The following is a 15532-nucleotide window of genomic DNA, read 5'->3' on the forward strand; positions in this document are numbered from 1 at the left end:
ATGACAAACGTAGACGTACAGGAAGCTGCCGAAACAGCTGTCACCGATTATATCCTTGCGCAGGAATCCAAGGACCAGCTTCGGTTCCTGACCTGCGGTTCCGTGGACGACGGCAAGTCGACGCTGATCGGCCGTCTGCTCTACGACACCAAGCTGATTTTCGAAGACCAGCTGGCCGCTCTGGAGCGGGACTCAAAGAAGCACGGGACCGTCGGCGAAGAGATAGATCTTGCCCTGCTGGTGGATGGTCTGGAAGCCGAGCGCGAACAGGGCATCACAATTGACGTTGCCTATCGCTTCTTTGCAACGGAAAAGCGAAAGTTCATTGTCGCCGATACACCTGGCCACGAGCAATACACCCGCAACATGGCCACCGGCGCTTCGACGGCGGATCTGGCGGTGCTGCTGGTGGACGCCCGCAACGGCCTGATGGTGCAGACGCGTCGGCATGCGTTCATTGCGTCGCTTCTGGGCATCCGTCATGTGGTTCTGGCGATCAACAAGATCGACCTTGTCGGATATTCCGAGGAACGCTTTGAGGAAATCCGCAAGGAGTTCGAGACCTTCGCCAACGGCTTTGACTTCGAATCCCTGCAGGCCATTCCCATGTCCGCCCGTTATGGTGACAACGTCACCGGCAAGAGCGAGAAAATGGATTGGTATTCCGGTCCGACGCTTCTGGAACATCTGGAAACGGTTGAAGTTGGAGAACATGTCCTGGAAGCGCCGTTCCGCTTCCCCGTTCAATGGGTCAACCGTCCGAACCTGGACTTCCGTGGATACTCCGGAACCATTGCCAGCGGCCGTGTTGCGGTGGGCGATGAACTGGTTGTCGCCGGTCCGGCGAAGGTGTCCAAGGTCAAGAACATCATCGGCGCCGGCGGAGAGGTTCAGGACGCACGTGCGGGCGAAGCGGTCACGATCACGCTGGAAGACGAGATCGACATCTCGCGAGGCGACCTTCTGTCGTCTACGGCGCACCGGCCCGATGTTGCAGATCAGTTTGCCGCCCATGTGATCTGGATGTCCGACGAGCCCTTGTTGCCCGGTCGTCCCTACCTGTTGAAGATCGGCACCCGTACGGTCACTGCAACGGTCTCGGAGATCAAGCACAAGATCAACGTCAACACGTTCGAGCACATTGCCGGTAAGACGCTGGAACTCAACGAGATCGCTTTCTGTAATTTTGCCCTGTCGTCCTCCGTGCCGTTCGATCCCTATGAGGCCAATCACACGACGGGATCGTTCATTCTGATCGACCGCATGTCCAACGCCACCGTTGGTGCCGGAATGATCTGGTTCGCGCTTCGGCGGGCGAGTAACATTCACTGGCAGGCGCTGGAAGTCGACAAGCAGGCACGCTCGGAAAAGCTCGGTCAGAAGCCGGCGGTTCTGTGGTTCACCGGCCTGTCGGGGTCCGGCAAGTCAACCATTGCCTCGATCGTGGAGAAAAAGCTGCATATCGAGGGGCGGCACACTTACACGCTTGACGGTGACAATGTCCGTCATGGCCTCAACAAGGATCTTGGCTTTACCGATGCCGACCGGGTGGAAAACATCCGCCGTGTCGGCGAGGTCTCCAAGCTCTTTGTCGATGCGGGCCTGATCACGCTGGTCTCATTCATCTCTCCCTTCAAGTCCGAGCGCCGGCTGGCACGGGATCTGATGGAGGACGGCGAGTTTATCGAGGTCTTTGTCGATACGCCGATCGAAGAATGCCGCAAGCGTGACCCGAAAGGGCTCTACGAGAAGGCGGACCGGGGCGAGATCAAGAACTTCACCGGGATCGACAGCCCCTATGAAGCTCCGGAAAACCCGGAAATACATATCCGCAATGTCGATCGAAGCCCGGAAGACGTCGCCGAGGAGATTATCTCCTATCTTCGCGATCGCGGCTTCCTGAGTAGTTTTTCTCACGGAGAGGGTATCTAGTCTCTTCGCGGTCAGATATTCGGCGACCTGCCGTGGGCCGGCAGCTGGCGGTATCCTGAAAATGCAATCGTATCCAGGAAGGCTCGGAGTTCATTCGAATTCCGAGCCTTCCTGTTTTGGTCAGACGGTTCGTATCAGCGACTATCCGCAATTGTGAAAGAGTTGGCTCGGCTTCTTGCCCCAAAAACCGACTTTGTCATTGCCCGGTCACAAGAAGCACCTTAAGACCGCTTTCACATATGTGCTCATCAGCGAGAAGGCCTCGAAGAATAATGAAAACCGTTCTGGTGACTGGCTCGGCAGGGTTTATCGGCTATTTTCTTTGCACTCGCTTGCTTCAGGATGGCTTCAGGGTCATCGGTCTTGATGCCATGACCGACTATTATGACGTCAGACTGAAAGAGAGGCGGCAGCAGATGTTGCTGCAGCATGAGCATTTCAAGGCTGTGAATGACCGCATCGAGACGGCCGATCTGCTCATGTCCATGTTCAAGTCCGAGAAGCCGGACTTCGTCATTCACCTGGCCGCCCAGGCTGGCGTGCGCTACTCCATCGAGGCGCCGAGAACCTACCTGGAAAGCAACATTTGCGGCACGTTCGAGTTGCTGGAAGCAGCCAGAGCCTTTCCGCCGGAGCATATGCTGCTGGCATCGACGTCTTCTGCGTACGGTGCCAATACGGTCATGCCGTACACCGAAACGGACAAGGCCGACCATCAGGTTTCGTTTTATGCTGCGACGAAGAAAGCCACCGAGTCGATGGCGCATTCCTATGCGCACCTGTACGACCTGCCGATCACGATGTTCCGGTTTTTCACGGTCTATGGTCCATGGGCACGTCCGGATATGGCGCATTTCAAATTTGCCAAGGCCATTCTCGAAGGCAGGCCGATCGATGTCTACAATTACGGCGACATGAAGCGCGACTTCACCTATGTGGAAGACCTGGTGGAGGGGATCCGACTTCTCATGGATGCGGTTCCGGTTCGGCCTGCGGAGGGAGAAGACGTCCCAGACGGTGACAGCCTGTCACCGGTTGCACCATGGCGTGTCGTCAACATCGGAAACTCCACCAGTGTACAGCTCACCGAGTTCATTGATGCGATCGAAGAGGCTATCGGCAAAAAGGCGGAACGGAACCTGATGCCAATGCAGCCCGGTGATGTTTCCGCGACCTGGGCCAACGCGGACCTGCTGCAAAACCTGACCGGTTACCGGCCGAAGACTTCGGTCAAGGAAGGGGTGACCAGGTTCGTGAACTGGTATCGCGAGTACTACCAGGTCTAGAGCGGGCCAACTGTTGCCCCAGAGCGTTTCGTGAGAAACGTGAGACAATGAACATCACATATCGCGTTGAATTCTTTGATTTCAGGTCACGAAAGGTGGTTCGGTTTTTTCACGAATGCCCTAACCTAGAACCTGCGGTGGCTGACAGACATCGACCCATTCGGCAGCTGTGATGTCGGCCATTTGCTGAGGCGACACCTTGACCGCGGCATTGGTTGCCCCAGCCGCAGGAATGACGATATCGAAGTCCTTGAGTGAAATATCACAATAGACCGGCAGCGGCTGAGCCAGGCCGAACGGACAGACGCCGCCAACAGGGTGACCCGTCAGCTGCTCGACATCTTCGCGGCCTAACATTTTGACCTTGCCGCCAAAGGCAGCTTTTGCCTTCTTGTTGTCCAATCGGGCGTCGCCGCGGGCAACCACCAGAAAAATCCTTTCCTTCACCTGAAATGAGAGTGTCTTGGCGATCTGACCAGGCTCTACCCCATGAGCTTCAGCTGCCAGGTCGACCGTGGCGCTGCTGTTCTGGGTCACGATGACTTCCAGTTCGGGGGCGGCGCTTGCCAGATGGTCGCGTACACTTTCAAGGCTCATGCGAAAATTTCTCTCTGTCTGGTTGGGTGGGGAAGTATTGGCATTTTTCTCAGGATGAAACAATCAACAGCCGGCAAAACAAACTGTGCATATGATTGAAACGTTCCTAGTGAATTTTAATAAAGCATTCATAGTAATCTTAAATGGGTTTTAACCAGGGGTCCTTTAAACGCTAAGTTCGGCATAAAGTGGAAATCAGTTCCTCTTTTTCGCCACGCTAGTTGTTTAAGGATAGACGATATGGCCAAGGCCATGACTGCCGTTAAAGAAGTTTGCCCTCCGAAGGGGGAGGAGGACGAACGGGCCGTCGTGATTGTTCATCAGAGTGGGAGAATGAACGTGCCTTTCATGCTGGCGAAAAACCTCCTGTTCTGGGGGTCGATTTCGCTGACTTTTTATGGGCTTTATTTGGTGGTTTCCGCGCTTTAGCAAATTGCTCGTTGAGCTTTTTACCCCTTGCTTTCACCCTGAACGAGCGGACCGGGCCAAATGCTGACCAGTGTCAGCACGTCATTTGCCCAGATTATCAGCGTCCAGCCGATTGATGCCGAAATGGTGATCCGGCCGGAATGTGTCCGGCAGATCGAAGTCCGGCTTTTCCCCAGTGATTTCCGCAACAAGGCAGTCAGCAATCTGGTGTGCGATGCCAAAGGAAATCTTGAAACCTCCCGTTGCTGCATAGACGGCGTCAAATCCGGGCAACTTGCCAATCAAAGGGTCTCGTTTGTTGCAGCGCGGTCTGATGCCGGCCCAGTCTGCAATCAGTTCACGTCCCTTCAGTTGAGGACAGAAGGCGGTTGCCCTTTGTAGCAGCTCTTGCGTGCGTGCAGGCGAGGGCGTGGTGTCTGAAAACTCGCGATCGGCGGTACTGCCCACGGCTACAGATCCGTTGGCATGGGGAACCACATAAAGACCGTCGCAGTAGATCGCCGGCCGGTCTTCAAGTCCCTTGCCGTCAAGGATCAGCGCCTGTCCTTTTTCACCACGACCGATCATCTCTCCGGTAAAATGTTCGATGAGGTCAAATGCTGAAAATCCACCCGACAGCACGAGCCGGCTGGCCGTTATGGGAGTGTGTTCGCCGGCAAGGCGAACCGACACGCTGGTCTCGTCAAAATCCGTAACAGCAGCGCCTTCGATCAGCGTTCCTTGGGTTCTGACAAATGCCGCGAGAGCCGCCAGATAGGAGCGCGGAGACGCTCGCGCAGCCAGTGTTTCATAGACAAGGCCAAAAGGAGCCGCGGCAGGATCAAGCCAATCGGCGCGACTGCCGGCAGCTTCCACGACATAGGAGAAGCCGGTTTCCTCAGGGAGCCAGCGGAGTTTGCTTTCCTCGGCCCGTTCCTGGTGATGTTCAAGCTTGTCCTTGGTGGTCAGTGGCAGGATGCGGCCGCAGCGCCGATAGCCACAACTCAGACCGGTATCGTGTTCCAGCTGCCGAATGCTTTCTTCAAGGCTGAACAGAGCTTGAAACTGAAACTCCTTCTTCGGGTTCCAGCGGGCCGGCATATGCGGCATCAGTGCGCCCAGCAATCCGCCGCTCGAACCCGCCCCGACATACCGAGCTTCAAGCACAACCACACGCAAGCCTTGTTTGATGGCTCTGCGGGCGATCGACAGGCCAAAGACACCAGCTCCTGCGATTGCAAGGTCATAGGGTTCGGCGGATATGGACGCCATCAGGAAAACAGTCCTTGTGATTGATTGCACGAGTGGTCTGGCCTATGAGGACGCAGAAACTTGGCAACGGTTTTGGGTTCGGACCCTATATCCCAGTCGTACAAAGAGCAAAACGAGTAAAATGGCCACACACGCGCCAGATCTGGAATGGCTTCCGGGCGATGTTCCCAAAGCCGAGGGCTTCGACGACACCTACTTTTCAAAAGCAGGTGGATTGCTGGAGACAAGACACGTATTTCTCGCGGGCAACAAATTGCCGGAGCGGTTTCAAGGACGTGCGTCCTTCGCCATTGCCGAACTCGGTTTTGGGACAGGACTGAATTTCCTGACGACTCTGGCTGCGCTCAGGGAAGTCCCGGCAGCGCCTCGGCTTCTATTTGTATCCTTTGAGCTCTTTCCCATGTCGAAAGATCAACTCACCCGGGCGTTGGGCGCCTTTCCGGAAATTGATGCCTTTGCGGCTGCACTTGCGAATGTCTGGAAGCCTGAGTCGGGATGGAACCGTTGGCGCGTTGGGGACGCCGAGCTGCTGCTCGGAATTGGTGATGCCAGACAGTTGATCGGCGAACTGGCATCCCCGGAAGCCGGCAAGCCCGAGGGGACGGTCCAAATTCCGGCAGTGGATGCCTGGTTTTTTGACGGCTTCAGTCCTGCGAAGAACCCGGAACTGTGGGACGAGGAACTGCTTCGCAAAGCTGCGGACCTCACATCCGACGACGGGACACTGGCAACTTACACAGCCGCCGGCTGGGTTCGGCGCAATCTCCAGGCAGCAGGCTTCAAGGTGGAAAAGGTCAGTGGCTTTGCGGGCAAGCGTGAAATGGTGATCGGTAGAAAAGGCTAGGCACGCTTGAAGAGAGCAGAGCCGGACTGTTCTCGTGTTCGCTAGAGGAGCAGATCGGAAGCCGAACCTGGGGCACCAAACATTTCCTCCATCCACAGGCGAAACTTCTGCATGGCCGAAGTCTCTTGCCGGGACTTCAGCCATGTCAGCCAGTAACTGCCGGTAAGAACTTCCAGCGCAAAAGGCCGCACCAAGCGCCCGGACGCCAGGTCGCGTTGAAACATGCACGTCGGCACGAGCGCGACACCTGCATCCTGAGCGACGGCTTCGACCATGGTGAGAGAGGAATCGAACATCCAGCCTCGAGCCCGTGGCGGAGGTAGAGAGACTGCCTGAAACCACATTGCCCATTCATCCATGCGGTAAGACCGAAGCAGAGGCTGCTCGACAAGATCCGCGGGGGTGTTCAGCTTCTCTGCCCTAGCGGGGGAGCACACGGGAGACAAGGGAGCGTCCGTCAGCTTCACGGCATTCGTGCCATGCCACGCGCCGTCTCCGAACCGGATGAAATAGTCCAATCCGTCAGCCAGTATGTCTGCTCTGTTGTTGTTCGTCTTGAGACGCAAATCCACTTGGGGGTGAGTGTCTGAAAATTGTTGGATGTTGGGAAGCAGCCAACCGGTGGCGAACGTGCCAACGGCGCCTACAGTCAGAACCTCCCTGAAATTGCCGTCTTCAAATCGGCTGAGCGTTGCGCTCATCCGCCGGAACGCATCTGTCAGGATAGGCAGCAGCGCGTGTCCCTCATCGGTCAGGGCCACACCGCGGGGAAGGCGTTCAAACAGGGAAACTCCCAAAACCTCTTCAAGGGCTTTGACCTGATGGCTGACGGCTGTCTGCGAGACGTGCAACTCAAGGCCCGCCCGGGTGAAACTCAACAACCTCGCGGAAGCTTCAAACGCCCTGAGGGCATTGAGAGGCAATTGGGAAATTTCCATTCAATCCTCGCCAGGTGCTTTCTGCTAGTGAGATAAGGCCAAGTTTTTCTCATGGCTAACCTCATTATTGATCGTTTGTGTAATGAAGATGGCAAAGGCAAAGTCGCCGTGCTTCATCGGCCCCAGCGCGGGGGCTTGCTGGCCAGCCGGGGAAGCAACTGGTTTCAAACATGGAGAATTTGTATGTTCGCTCTTTCCTGGCGCTCCGCCCTCATCAGCTTTGTTCTGCCCTTTGCCACGCTGAGTTCACCTCATGCAGCCGACTTCGATCCGGTCCCTCTGAACTCCAAGGTTCAGGAGGTCGAAATCCGGCTGTCGGCTCGGGTCGGAGTTAGCGTAATCGACACAGGATCGGGAAAGGTCTGGAGTTACCAGGGCGATCAGCGCTTTCCGACGAACAGCACCTTCAAGGCCTTCTTGTGTGCTGCATTTCTGGATGCAGGCGATGCGGGCCGGACGGATCCGGACAGAGCCGTGACGATCCGCCAGAAAGATCTGGTCACCTATTCACCGGTGACGGAAAAAAGGGTGGGGGGCAAAAGTTTCACCGTCAGGGAACTGTGCGAGGTCACCGTAACCACGAGCGACAATGCAGCGGCCAACCTCGTCATGCAGGATATCGGCGGCCCTGAGGCTCTGAACGCTTTTTTGCGCCGGATCGGAGACGAAAAGACGCGTGCTGATCGTTGGGAGCCGGAGTCCAATACCGGATATCCGGGCGACGACAGGGACACAACCACGCCGGATGCGGCGGCTGAGACTTTGAAGAAACTGGTGCTTGGCACCGCGCTGACATCGCAGTCGAGAGACCAGCTGACGGAATGGCTGATCGGAAACAAAGTCGGCAACGCAACGCTTCGCGCCGGTTTGCCCGAGGGATGGAAAATAGCGGACAAGACCGGGGCAGGCGGAAACGGATCTCGCAACAATATTGCGGTCATCTGGCCGGAAAATCGGGAGCCGGTGGTGATCGCCATCTATATCACGCAAACAGAAGCGCCCTTTAAGGCACGCAATCGGGCGATAGCGGAAATCGGCGCAGCACTTGCGGAAAGTGTCAAACCCTGAACAACCGACTAAGTTGACTCTTTTCTTCTGCTCCGATGGGATGCTTTCCATCGGAGCAGAAAAGCCCGGATCATCAGGAGAAAGTCATGTCGATCTCACTTCAGGTCCTTTATCCCATAAACCCGGATACCACGTTCGACCAGGAATACTACAAAGGAACCCATATGAAGCTTGTACGGGATCACCTGGGGGCCTTCATGGTTTCTGCTCAGGCTTCGAAAGGACTTGCAGGTGGACCGGATGCGCCACCTGCGTTTTATGCGATTGCGACCATGATTTTCGAAAATCAGGAGAAATTCGATCAGGCCATGGCAGCTGCCGGACCCGTGCTTGCAGACATTCCGAACTATACAAACACGAAGCCGCAAATGCTCATCGGTGAAGTTCTGGACTAACGGACCTTTCGGCAAAATCCTTGAAACAAGGAACACTGTCTATCGCGTTCAGCTCTTTGAATTCATACAGCGATAGTAGATCCAGTCTTTTCACGAATTGCGTTGTTTCATTTACCGTCAGCCGTCGACTATTTCATTTCCGGTACAGGCGTAACGGCCTTTCCGGTTTCGAACCAGCTCTTCAGATTGTCGACGACGAGCTGTCCCATCGCATTTCGGGTCGCCTGGGAAGCTGATCCGACGTGAGGAAGCAGGGTAACGCGTGGGAGCTGCATCAGCTTCTCCGGCACGTGAGGTTCATGTTCGAACACGTCCAGGCCGGCTCCGAAAATTGTACGGTTTTCAAGAGCGTCGATCAGCGCTGTTTCATCGACAACAGACCCCCGCCCGATATTGATCACGACGCCGGTAGGTCCAAGCGCTTCAAGCACCTCTGCATTGACGGCGTGTTCCGTCTCTGCGCCACCCGGTGCGACGACCATCAATGTGTCACAAGCGGCTGCCAGACCTGTCAAGGTGGCGTGATAAGGGTAGGCAACACCGTCTTGCTTGTGGCGGCCGTGATAACAGATCTCCAGGCCGAAGGCTTCCGCGCGCTTTGCGATTGCCTTGCCGATGCGGCCGAGACCGAAAATGCCGAGTTTGCGCCCGCGCAGCGTCGCGGGTGTCAGCGGGTAGGGGGCCTTGTTTTCCCATTTGCCCGCTCTGAGCCAGTTCTCTGCCTGACCGAATTCGCGGATTGTCATGATCATGAGGCCGACGGCCGTGTCGGCGACCTCGTCGGTCAAGACGTCCGGCGTGTGTGTGACGATCACATCGGCGGCAAGGCAGTCATCGGTATTGATGTGGTCATAACCGACACCGAAACTCGAGATGATTTGTGCATTCGGGATTTTTCGAAGGAAGGCAGTGTCGACGGCAATGCCTGTCAGCGCGACGCCCTTGATCCTGTCACCGATTTCGTCCAGCAGTGCTTCCGGATCGTCAGTCTCGTACAGCTTGTGCACGGTAAAGAGAGTGTCCAGTTGCTCCTGGACGTTTGGCAACATCGGGCGTGGCATAAGAATGTCGATGGAATTCATGGAACTATCCGGAAAATCTTGAGAGCTGACAACTGGCTGGAGGGTCACCCTACAGGACGTCAGGCAATTTCGTCAGCCCTCAATTGTTCCGGTTAGATCCGCTCCAGGCCGACCTTGCTGTCCTCTGCCCACATCAACCTGTAGGAAACCCAACCTTCTCCCGGGACATTGAGTTCGATATCCCCATCCAGATCCCGGCCGCTGTTGGTAATGCAGCAACCCGTGTCGGACAGGTTCAGCAATTCGACAATGAAGTCTCCATTCTGGTCACGGCCGCTGACCATCTGGTTCACCTCTGTCCTCGGGTTGGAGCGGCGTTCGGTTTCATCCAGGGAGGCCTGAATGATTGCCGGAATTTCCTCGCGCATGTGCTGCGCGGCGAAGGCCATGGAGCTGGTCTTCTCGCTCATTGCGTTGGAGAAGGTGAGGGACTCTTGGGCAATATGCGCAACTTCCGACATGCCTTCAGACATCCTGCCGACCGCCTGACCGGACTCATTGACGATTTTGCCGAAGTTTTCCGTCGTTACTCTTTGCTCCTCTGTCGCTGAGGCCACGGAGGCGGCCATCTCGCTGAGGCGGCTGATGCTTTCAATAATTCTGTCGATTGAAGAAACAGCGGCGCCCGTTTTGCTTTGGATGGTGACGACCTGCTCGGAAATCTGCTCTGTCGACCGGTTGGTCTGTTCAGCTAGCTCCTTCACTTCCGCCGCAACCACGGCAAACCCGCGACCGGCATCTCCCGCGCGCGCGGCCTCAATCGTCGCATTCAGCGCAAGCAGGTTGGTTTTCTCGGCTATGTCGCTGATGACGGATACGAACTGGCCGATGCTCTCTGCTGCCGCGGCGAGCTCACCAATTGTCTCGTGCGATGAAGACGAAAGCGTAACGGCCTCTGTTGTCAGGACGTGTGTCTTTTCAGTCTTTTCCGCGACTTCGCTGATGGCGGCCAGCAGACCTTCGGAAAGGTTTCCGGCTTCTTCCGAACGTTGATGTGTCTCCTGCGCCTGGGTCAGCATTTCGTTGATGCCGTCATTGGCGCGTTCCAGCGCTGCGCGCATGCGCGTTGTCTGATCCTTAACATCGTCGGCGCTTTCGGCAATGGTCGAGATACCTTCTTCGGTCTTGTCCTTGACCTCGGTTGCCATCACGGACAGCGTTTCGCGGCGTTGATTGATGTTCTCCCGCTCAACTTCCTTGCGTTCGTTTTCCAGATTGCGCATCTGGATCAGCTTTTCCTTGAAATTGTTGAAGGCGCTGGCGAGATCGCCAATTTCGTCATTGCCTTTGACATCGACTGTTGCTGTCAGATCGTTGTGAGCAAGCTGATCAAGTGCCGAAACGACCTTTCGAAGTGGCCGCGTTACCGTGATGCGTGCAATCAACGTCGAAACCAGAATTCCGAACAGAGTCGAGACGATGGCAGCGATAATCAGAACCTGAACGGTTTCCTGTTCGTGATGTTCCGCTGTCTTGGTCGCGTTCAGCGTGAAGGTCTCGATCTTGTGAAGAAGCTCAATCAGTTCGCTGTTGAGCTGTTTCTCTTCTTCCTCGATTGTCGCCAGCAGCGCAACCGCCTTCTCGGTTTCGTTGTTGTTGGCATATTCGATGATCTCGATAGCGTGATCATCATATGTCTTGTGCTCCACCTCAATTCTCTTGAGTGCATCCAGCACATGCAGGATTTCCGCGCGCGTTTCCTCGTCATAGGCATGCTTCAACGCTTCTTCGGCAATGCGTTCGCCTTCGAGAATTTCCTGATCGACGATCGACGCGTATTCCTTGAATTTTTTCTCCGACAGCGTTCTCTGCTGTTCCAGGTCACCATCTGCGAGACTGTTCAGGCGCAAGATACGCTCGAAAAGCACGGACTGTTCCAACTGATGAGTGGTGATCCGGCTGAGAACCTCGGTGAGCGGAATGTCGGACTCGGCGATCGTTTCGATCTCCTTGCCGATCTTGTTCAGTTGCGAGACGCTAAAAACCGATTGCGCAACCATCACTGTGCTTAAAACCAGAACGATAGCAATTACTTTAGCCGCAACAGAAAAACGGATGTTGCTGGAGACGGTCATGTCGGGCCCCTACCAAAATGAAACCAGTGGTAGAATTCTATGTATTCGTAAAGAAATAATTACGTGCGTGATCCAATAAACACAAAGTCTAGTGAAATTTATATTGATCGGTATTTGTGCTGTAGATGGAGAAAGTTGCCGCTTAGTAAGTATTGTATATTTTTACAATGAGTTTTTAATCGGTGGTTTTTTGGATGAGGTCCGCGGACGTAAATCGGTTTTGATTCGCCAAAAAGTTGAAGAGACCCGCCCGCTGATAGTCCGGCCCGCTGAGCCTTCAGCTGCAAAAAGCTGAAATTCCGGGTCGCCGATACCTTCACTTGCTTCCCCCACTTGATGGTACCTTGTGCAAGCAGGGTTCCTCTTTTCGAGTTGAGGCGGGCAAAGTTGCTTGCTCACCAGACTTTGTGCAGCGATTGTAGGTTTCGGTGGAAGGGAGCGGTGACACTATGGCGATGAGGGAAGACCGCAAAACGCTTGAATTGCTCGCAGCAATCGCCAAGGTCGTGGAAGTTCCGGTGCCTGCAAGTGCTTCCGCTTTGGCCTCAATGACCAGGCCAGAGGCCGTTCGTATCATCGAAAACAGATATTCTGACTTCAAGCTGCGCAATGACAACGAGACACTGACCTCGCCGGAGTTGGAAGCCACACTCAAAGGCAATACGATCTACGGCGCTCCCTATAACAACGACCCATATGTGCTTTCCTTTCATCCAGGCGGTGAGGGGCACATGAAGGTTCGTGGCAGAGAGCCGGAAGTCGGAACCTGGTGGATCAATTCCGACGACACAATTCATTCCAAGTGGGAAGAGGCGGCCTCGGGCAAGGACATCGCCGTTCGGTACTACAGAACAGCGAACCCGTTCATCCTCCTGCATGAAGCCGCAAACCGCGAGCTGCCTCCTGTCGAGTGCCGCATGTGTATCGTGCAGCCTGGACTGGCGTTTTGAAGGGTTCCCTCAGTTGCTCCACAGGACATGCGCTCTTGTGTGACGTACGTGATCACCGTCGGTTGGGTCTGAAGGTTCTCGCCTCTGAGTTCGTGTTTCAAAGGGAAGGTCATAGGTGGCTGGATCTGAGAGTAATACTTATGCGTGTTGACAGATTGGGTGTCCCGGACACAATCAGGCCCTGATTAATCTTGAACTTCTGAGAGGCTGGTCAAACCGAATGTACGGCAAAGGGCTCTTCGTTACTGTTGCTTCGTTCGTGATCATGTACGCGGCGGCGAGTGATATCGGACATGCAGCAGAAATAGAAAAGGCGGAGTTCTTTGTCGAACTATCTGACGATGCGTCCGCTCCTGTTTACCTGGACACGAATGTTGTGCCTCTCAAGCCGGATCAGACTTGTTTCGGGTGGCGGATTAAACTTTCAAGTGACGAAACTCTGGTTCATGTAAGAGAGGTCCTGACTCTTCCCGAAGCTCCGGAATACTGGTCGGATGAAGACAACGTCTACGGGACAATTGAGGTCTCAAGTGATAGAAAAGCGGCAACGACCACCCGCTTCATTCCGGTCGTAGACGGATGGGTTGAACATTCCTGGTGCGTTTCTGAGGGGGATCCCACGGGTCAGTGTTCGCTTGATGTGACGATTGACGATTTGGCGACTGAACGGTTCGAATTTCAGATTGTCACTGTCGAGTAGGTCTTCAGACTTCCATGTCCCTTCGATCTGCCGTTGCATTCATGAGACGACGGCGTGTACTGCCTGCTGAAATCCCCCATTGCCCCGGACGTCACTTTCCCCTAAAAGACCCCGCAGAATTCCAAAGATTCCCAATAGCGTTTTCAAGTGGAGAAGCGGAGCCCCATGGCGCGCCAGTTCATCTATCACATGCACGGCCTCTCCAAGGCCTATAACGACAAGAAAGTCCTCGACAACATCCACCTGTCTTTCTACCCGGACGCCAAGATCGGTATCCTGGGCCCGAACGGTGCTGGTAAGTCGACGCTTTTGAAGATCATGGCCGGCCTCGACAAGGAGTATACCGGTGAGGCCTGGGCTGCCGAAGGCGCCAAGGTTGGCTATCTGCCGCAGGAGCCGAAGCTGGACGAAACCAAGACCGTGATGGAAAACGTCATGGAAGGTGTTGCCCACAAGCAGGCGAAGATCGACCGCTACAACGAACTGATGATGAACTACTCGGACGAGACCGCCGAGGAAGCAGCTCATCTTCAGGATGAGATCGATGCCAAGGATCTGTGGAACCTGGAAAGTCAGGTGGAAATGGCGATGGAAGCTCTGCGGTGCCCGCCGTCCGACGCTTCGGTCGAAAATCTCTCCGGTGGTGAGCGCCGCCGCGTTGCGCTCTGCCAGCTGCTTCTGTCGGAGCCGGACCTGCTTCTGCTCGACGAACCGACCAACCACCTGGACGCTGAAACCGTTCACTGGCTGGAGCGTCACCTGCGTGAGTTCAAGGGTTCCGTCCTGATCATCACCCACGATCGCTACTTCCTCGACAACGTCACCGGCTGGATCCTCGAGCTCGACCGCGGGCAGGGCATTCCTTACGAAGGCAACTACTCGGTCTATCTGGAGAAGAAGACCAAGCGAATGGAGCAGGAAGGCCGCGAAAACATGGCCCGCTCCAAGGCAATTGCCCGCGAGCGCGAATGGATGGGAATGTCGCCGAAAGGCCGTCAGACCAAGTCCAAAGCCCGTATCCGTGCCTTTGAAGACCTGTTGAGCGCCCAGGAAGAGCGCCAGCCGTCCATCGAACAGATCCTCATCCCGGTCGGTGAGCGCCTTGGTGCCAACGTCATTGAGGTCGATGGTGTTTCCAAGGGATTCGAGGATCGTCTCCTGATCGACAACCTGTCCTTCAAGCTGCCGCGCGGTGGCATTGTTGGCGTTATCGGCCCGAACGGTGCCGGCAAGTCGACCCTCTTCAAGATGTTGACCGGTCAGGAAAAGCCGGACAACGGCGCCGTCAATATCGGCGACAGCGTGCATCTTGGTTATGTTGACCAGTCTCGTGATGCACTGAACCCGAACAACACGGTCTGGGAAGAGATTTCCGGCGGTGCCGAAGTGATCTACCTTGACGACAAGGAAATCAACTCACGCGCCTACTGCTCGTCCTTCAACTTCAAGGGCCCTGCTCAGCAGGCGAAGGTTGGTGATCTCTCCGGTGGTCAGCGTAACCGTGTTCACCTGGCAAAGGTCCTGAAGAAGGGCGCCAACGTGCTGCTGCTCGATGAGCCGACCAACGACCTCGACACCGAGACCCTGGCAGCACTCGAAGACGCTCTGGAAAACTACGCCGGCTGCGCCGTGGTTATCTCTCACGATCGTATGTTCCTCGACCGTCTGGCAACGCACATGCTCGCCTTTGAAGGTGATAGCCACGTTGAGTGGTTCGAAGGCAACTTCGAAGACTACGAAAAGGACAAGGTCCGCCGTCTCGGTGCCCATGCCGCCGACCCGCGCCGGATCAAGTACAAGCCGCTGACCCGTTGATCGGTGAGCTTTGCAAAATGAAATTCAGAAAAGGCGGCCCCCGGGTCGCCTTTTTTTTTGGTTTGGTCTGCCAAGTCTTTACGAACGCTGTCTTCTGATTGCATTCTGGGACGGTTTTCCCGGGCAGGGTGAGCTTGCGCTGCTTCGGAGGCCATTGAAGGTTTGACTGC

At 55.5% G+C, this 15532-nt stretch carries 14 protein-coding genes; 9 read left to right on the plus strand and 5 right to left on the minus strand.

The features are described from left to right. Both cysN and ABLO27_RS00750 read left to right on the plus strand, forming a co-directional pair. Positions 1 to 1932 (plus strand): sulfate adenylyltransferase subunit CysN, encoded by a 1932-nt coding sequence (gene cysN / locus ABLO27_RS00745; protein WP_353029869.1) that lies wholly within the window; start codon positions 1 to 3, stop codon positions 1930 to 1932. Positions 1933 to 2204: 272 nt separating this feature from the next. After that, entirely contained in the window at positions 2205 to 3218 is a 1014-nt protein-coding gene (locus ABLO27_RS00750; RefSeq protein WP_353029870.1) for a GDP-mannose 4,6-dehydratase, read from the plus strand. A gap of 120 nt (positions 3219 to 3338) precedes the next feature. On the opposite strand, the gene ABLO27_RS00755 is transcribed toward ABLO27_RS00750, so the two are convergent. Continuing rightward, entirely contained in the window at positions 3339 to 3815 is a 477-nt protein-coding gene (locus tag ABLO27_RS00755) for a YbaK/EbsC family protein (protein WP_353029871.1), read from the minus strand. A gap of 240 nt (positions 3816 to 4055) precedes the next feature. Between ABLO27_RS00755 and ABLO27_RS00760 the strand changes: the two genes are divergently transcribed. Further along, positions 4056 to 4244, plus strand: coding sequence for a hypothetical protein (locus tag ABLO27_RS00760; RefSeq protein ID WP_353029872.1), 189 nt, complete (start codon positions 4056 to 4058; stop codon positions 4242 to 4244). 81 nt (positions 4245 to 4325) lie between these two features. Here the strand turns inward: ABLO27_RS00760 and ABLO27_RS00765 are convergent, their stop codons facing one another. Next, positions 4326 to 5495 (minus strand): NAD(P)/FAD-dependent oxidoreductase, encoded by a 1170-nt coding sequence (locus tag ABLO27_RS00765; RefSeq protein WP_353029873.1) that lies wholly within the window; start codon positions 5493 to 5495, stop codon positions 4326 to 4328. A 121-nt stretch (positions 5496 to 5616) separates the two neighbouring features. On the opposite strand from ABLO27_RS00765, the gene mnmD reads away from it, so the two are divergent. Then, entirely contained in the window at positions 5617 to 6339 is a 723-nt protein-coding gene (gene mnmD, locus ABLO27_RS00770; protein WP_353029874.1) for a tRNA (5-methylaminomethyl-2-thiouridine)(34)-methyltransferase MnmD, read from the plus strand. Positions 6340 to 6380: 41 nt separating this feature from the next. On the opposite strand, the gene ABLO27_RS00775 is transcribed toward mnmD, so the two are convergent. Next, positions 6381 to 7277, minus strand: a complete 897-nt coding sequence (locus ABLO27_RS00775) for a LysR family transcriptional regulator (protein ID WP_353029875.1) — start codon at positions 7275 to 7277, stop codon at positions 6381 to 6383. Between the two features lie 183 nt (positions 7278 to 7460). Between ABLO27_RS00775 and bla the strand changes: the two genes are divergently transcribed. Further along, positions 7461 to 8345: a class A beta-lactamase gene (bla, locus tag ABLO27_RS00780; RefSeq protein ID WP_353029876.1), complete on the plus strand. Its 885-nt coding sequence runs from the start codon at positions 7461 to 7463 to the stop codon at positions 8343 to 8345. Positions 8346 to 8431: 86 nt separating this feature from the next. Beyond that, positions 8432 to 8740 carry an EthD family reductase gene (locus ABLO27_RS00785; protein WP_353029877.1) on the plus strand — a complete coding sequence of 103 codons (309 nt, stop codon included), beginning with the start codon at positions 8432 to 8434 and terminating at the stop codon, positions 8738 to 8740. Between the two features lie 128 nt (positions 8741 to 8868). Here the strand turns inward: ABLO27_RS00785 and ABLO27_RS00790 are convergent, their stop codons facing one another. Together ABLO27_RS00790 and ABLO27_RS00795 are read right to left on the minus strand one after the other, a co-directional pair. Further along, the gene (locus ABLO27_RS00790; RefSeq protein ID WP_353029878.1) at positions 8869 to 9822 is read right to left on the minus strand and encodes a 2-hydroxyacid dehydrogenase; all 954 of its coding nucleotides are present in this window, start codon (positions 9820 to 9822) and stop codon (positions 8869 to 8871) included. Positions 9823 to 9914: 92 nt separating this feature from the next. After that, positions 9915 to 11897 (minus strand): methyl-accepting chemotaxis protein, encoded by a 1983-nt coding sequence (locus ABLO27_RS00795; protein WP_353029879.1) that lies wholly within the window; start codon positions 11895 to 11897, stop codon positions 9915 to 9917. Positions 11898 to 12346: 449 nt separating this feature from the next. Here ABLO27_RS00795 and ABLO27_RS00800 point away from each other — a divergent pair, with 449 nt between their 5' ends. The 3 genes from ABLO27_RS00800 (at position 12347) to ettA (ending at position 15362) form a co-directional block, all read left to right on the plus strand. After that, complete coding sequence (locus tag ABLO27_RS00800; protein WP_353029880.1) at positions 12347 to 12847, plus strand: hypothetical protein; 501 nt, start codon at positions 12347 to 12349, stop codon at positions 12845 to 12847. 220 nt (positions 12848 to 13067) lie between these two features. After that, positions 13068 to 13547, plus strand: a complete 480-nt coding sequence (locus ABLO27_RS00805) for a hypothetical protein (RefSeq protein WP_353029881.1) — start codon at positions 13068 to 13070, stop codon at positions 13545 to 13547. A 165-nt stretch (positions 13548 to 13712) separates the two neighbouring features. Next, positions 13713 to 15362 carry an energy-dependent translational throttle protein EttA gene (ettA, locus tag ABLO27_RS00810; protein WP_353029882.1) on the plus strand — a complete coding sequence of 550 codons (1650 nt, stop codon included), beginning with the start codon at positions 13713 to 13715 and terminating at the stop codon, positions 15360 to 15362. Positions 15363 to 15532: the final 170 nt, after the last annotated feature.

It is taken from the genome of Roseibium sp. SCP15 (assembly GCF_040329435.1).
Lineage (GTDB): Bacteria > Pseudomonadota > Alphaproteobacteria > Rhizobiales > Stappiaceae > Roseibium.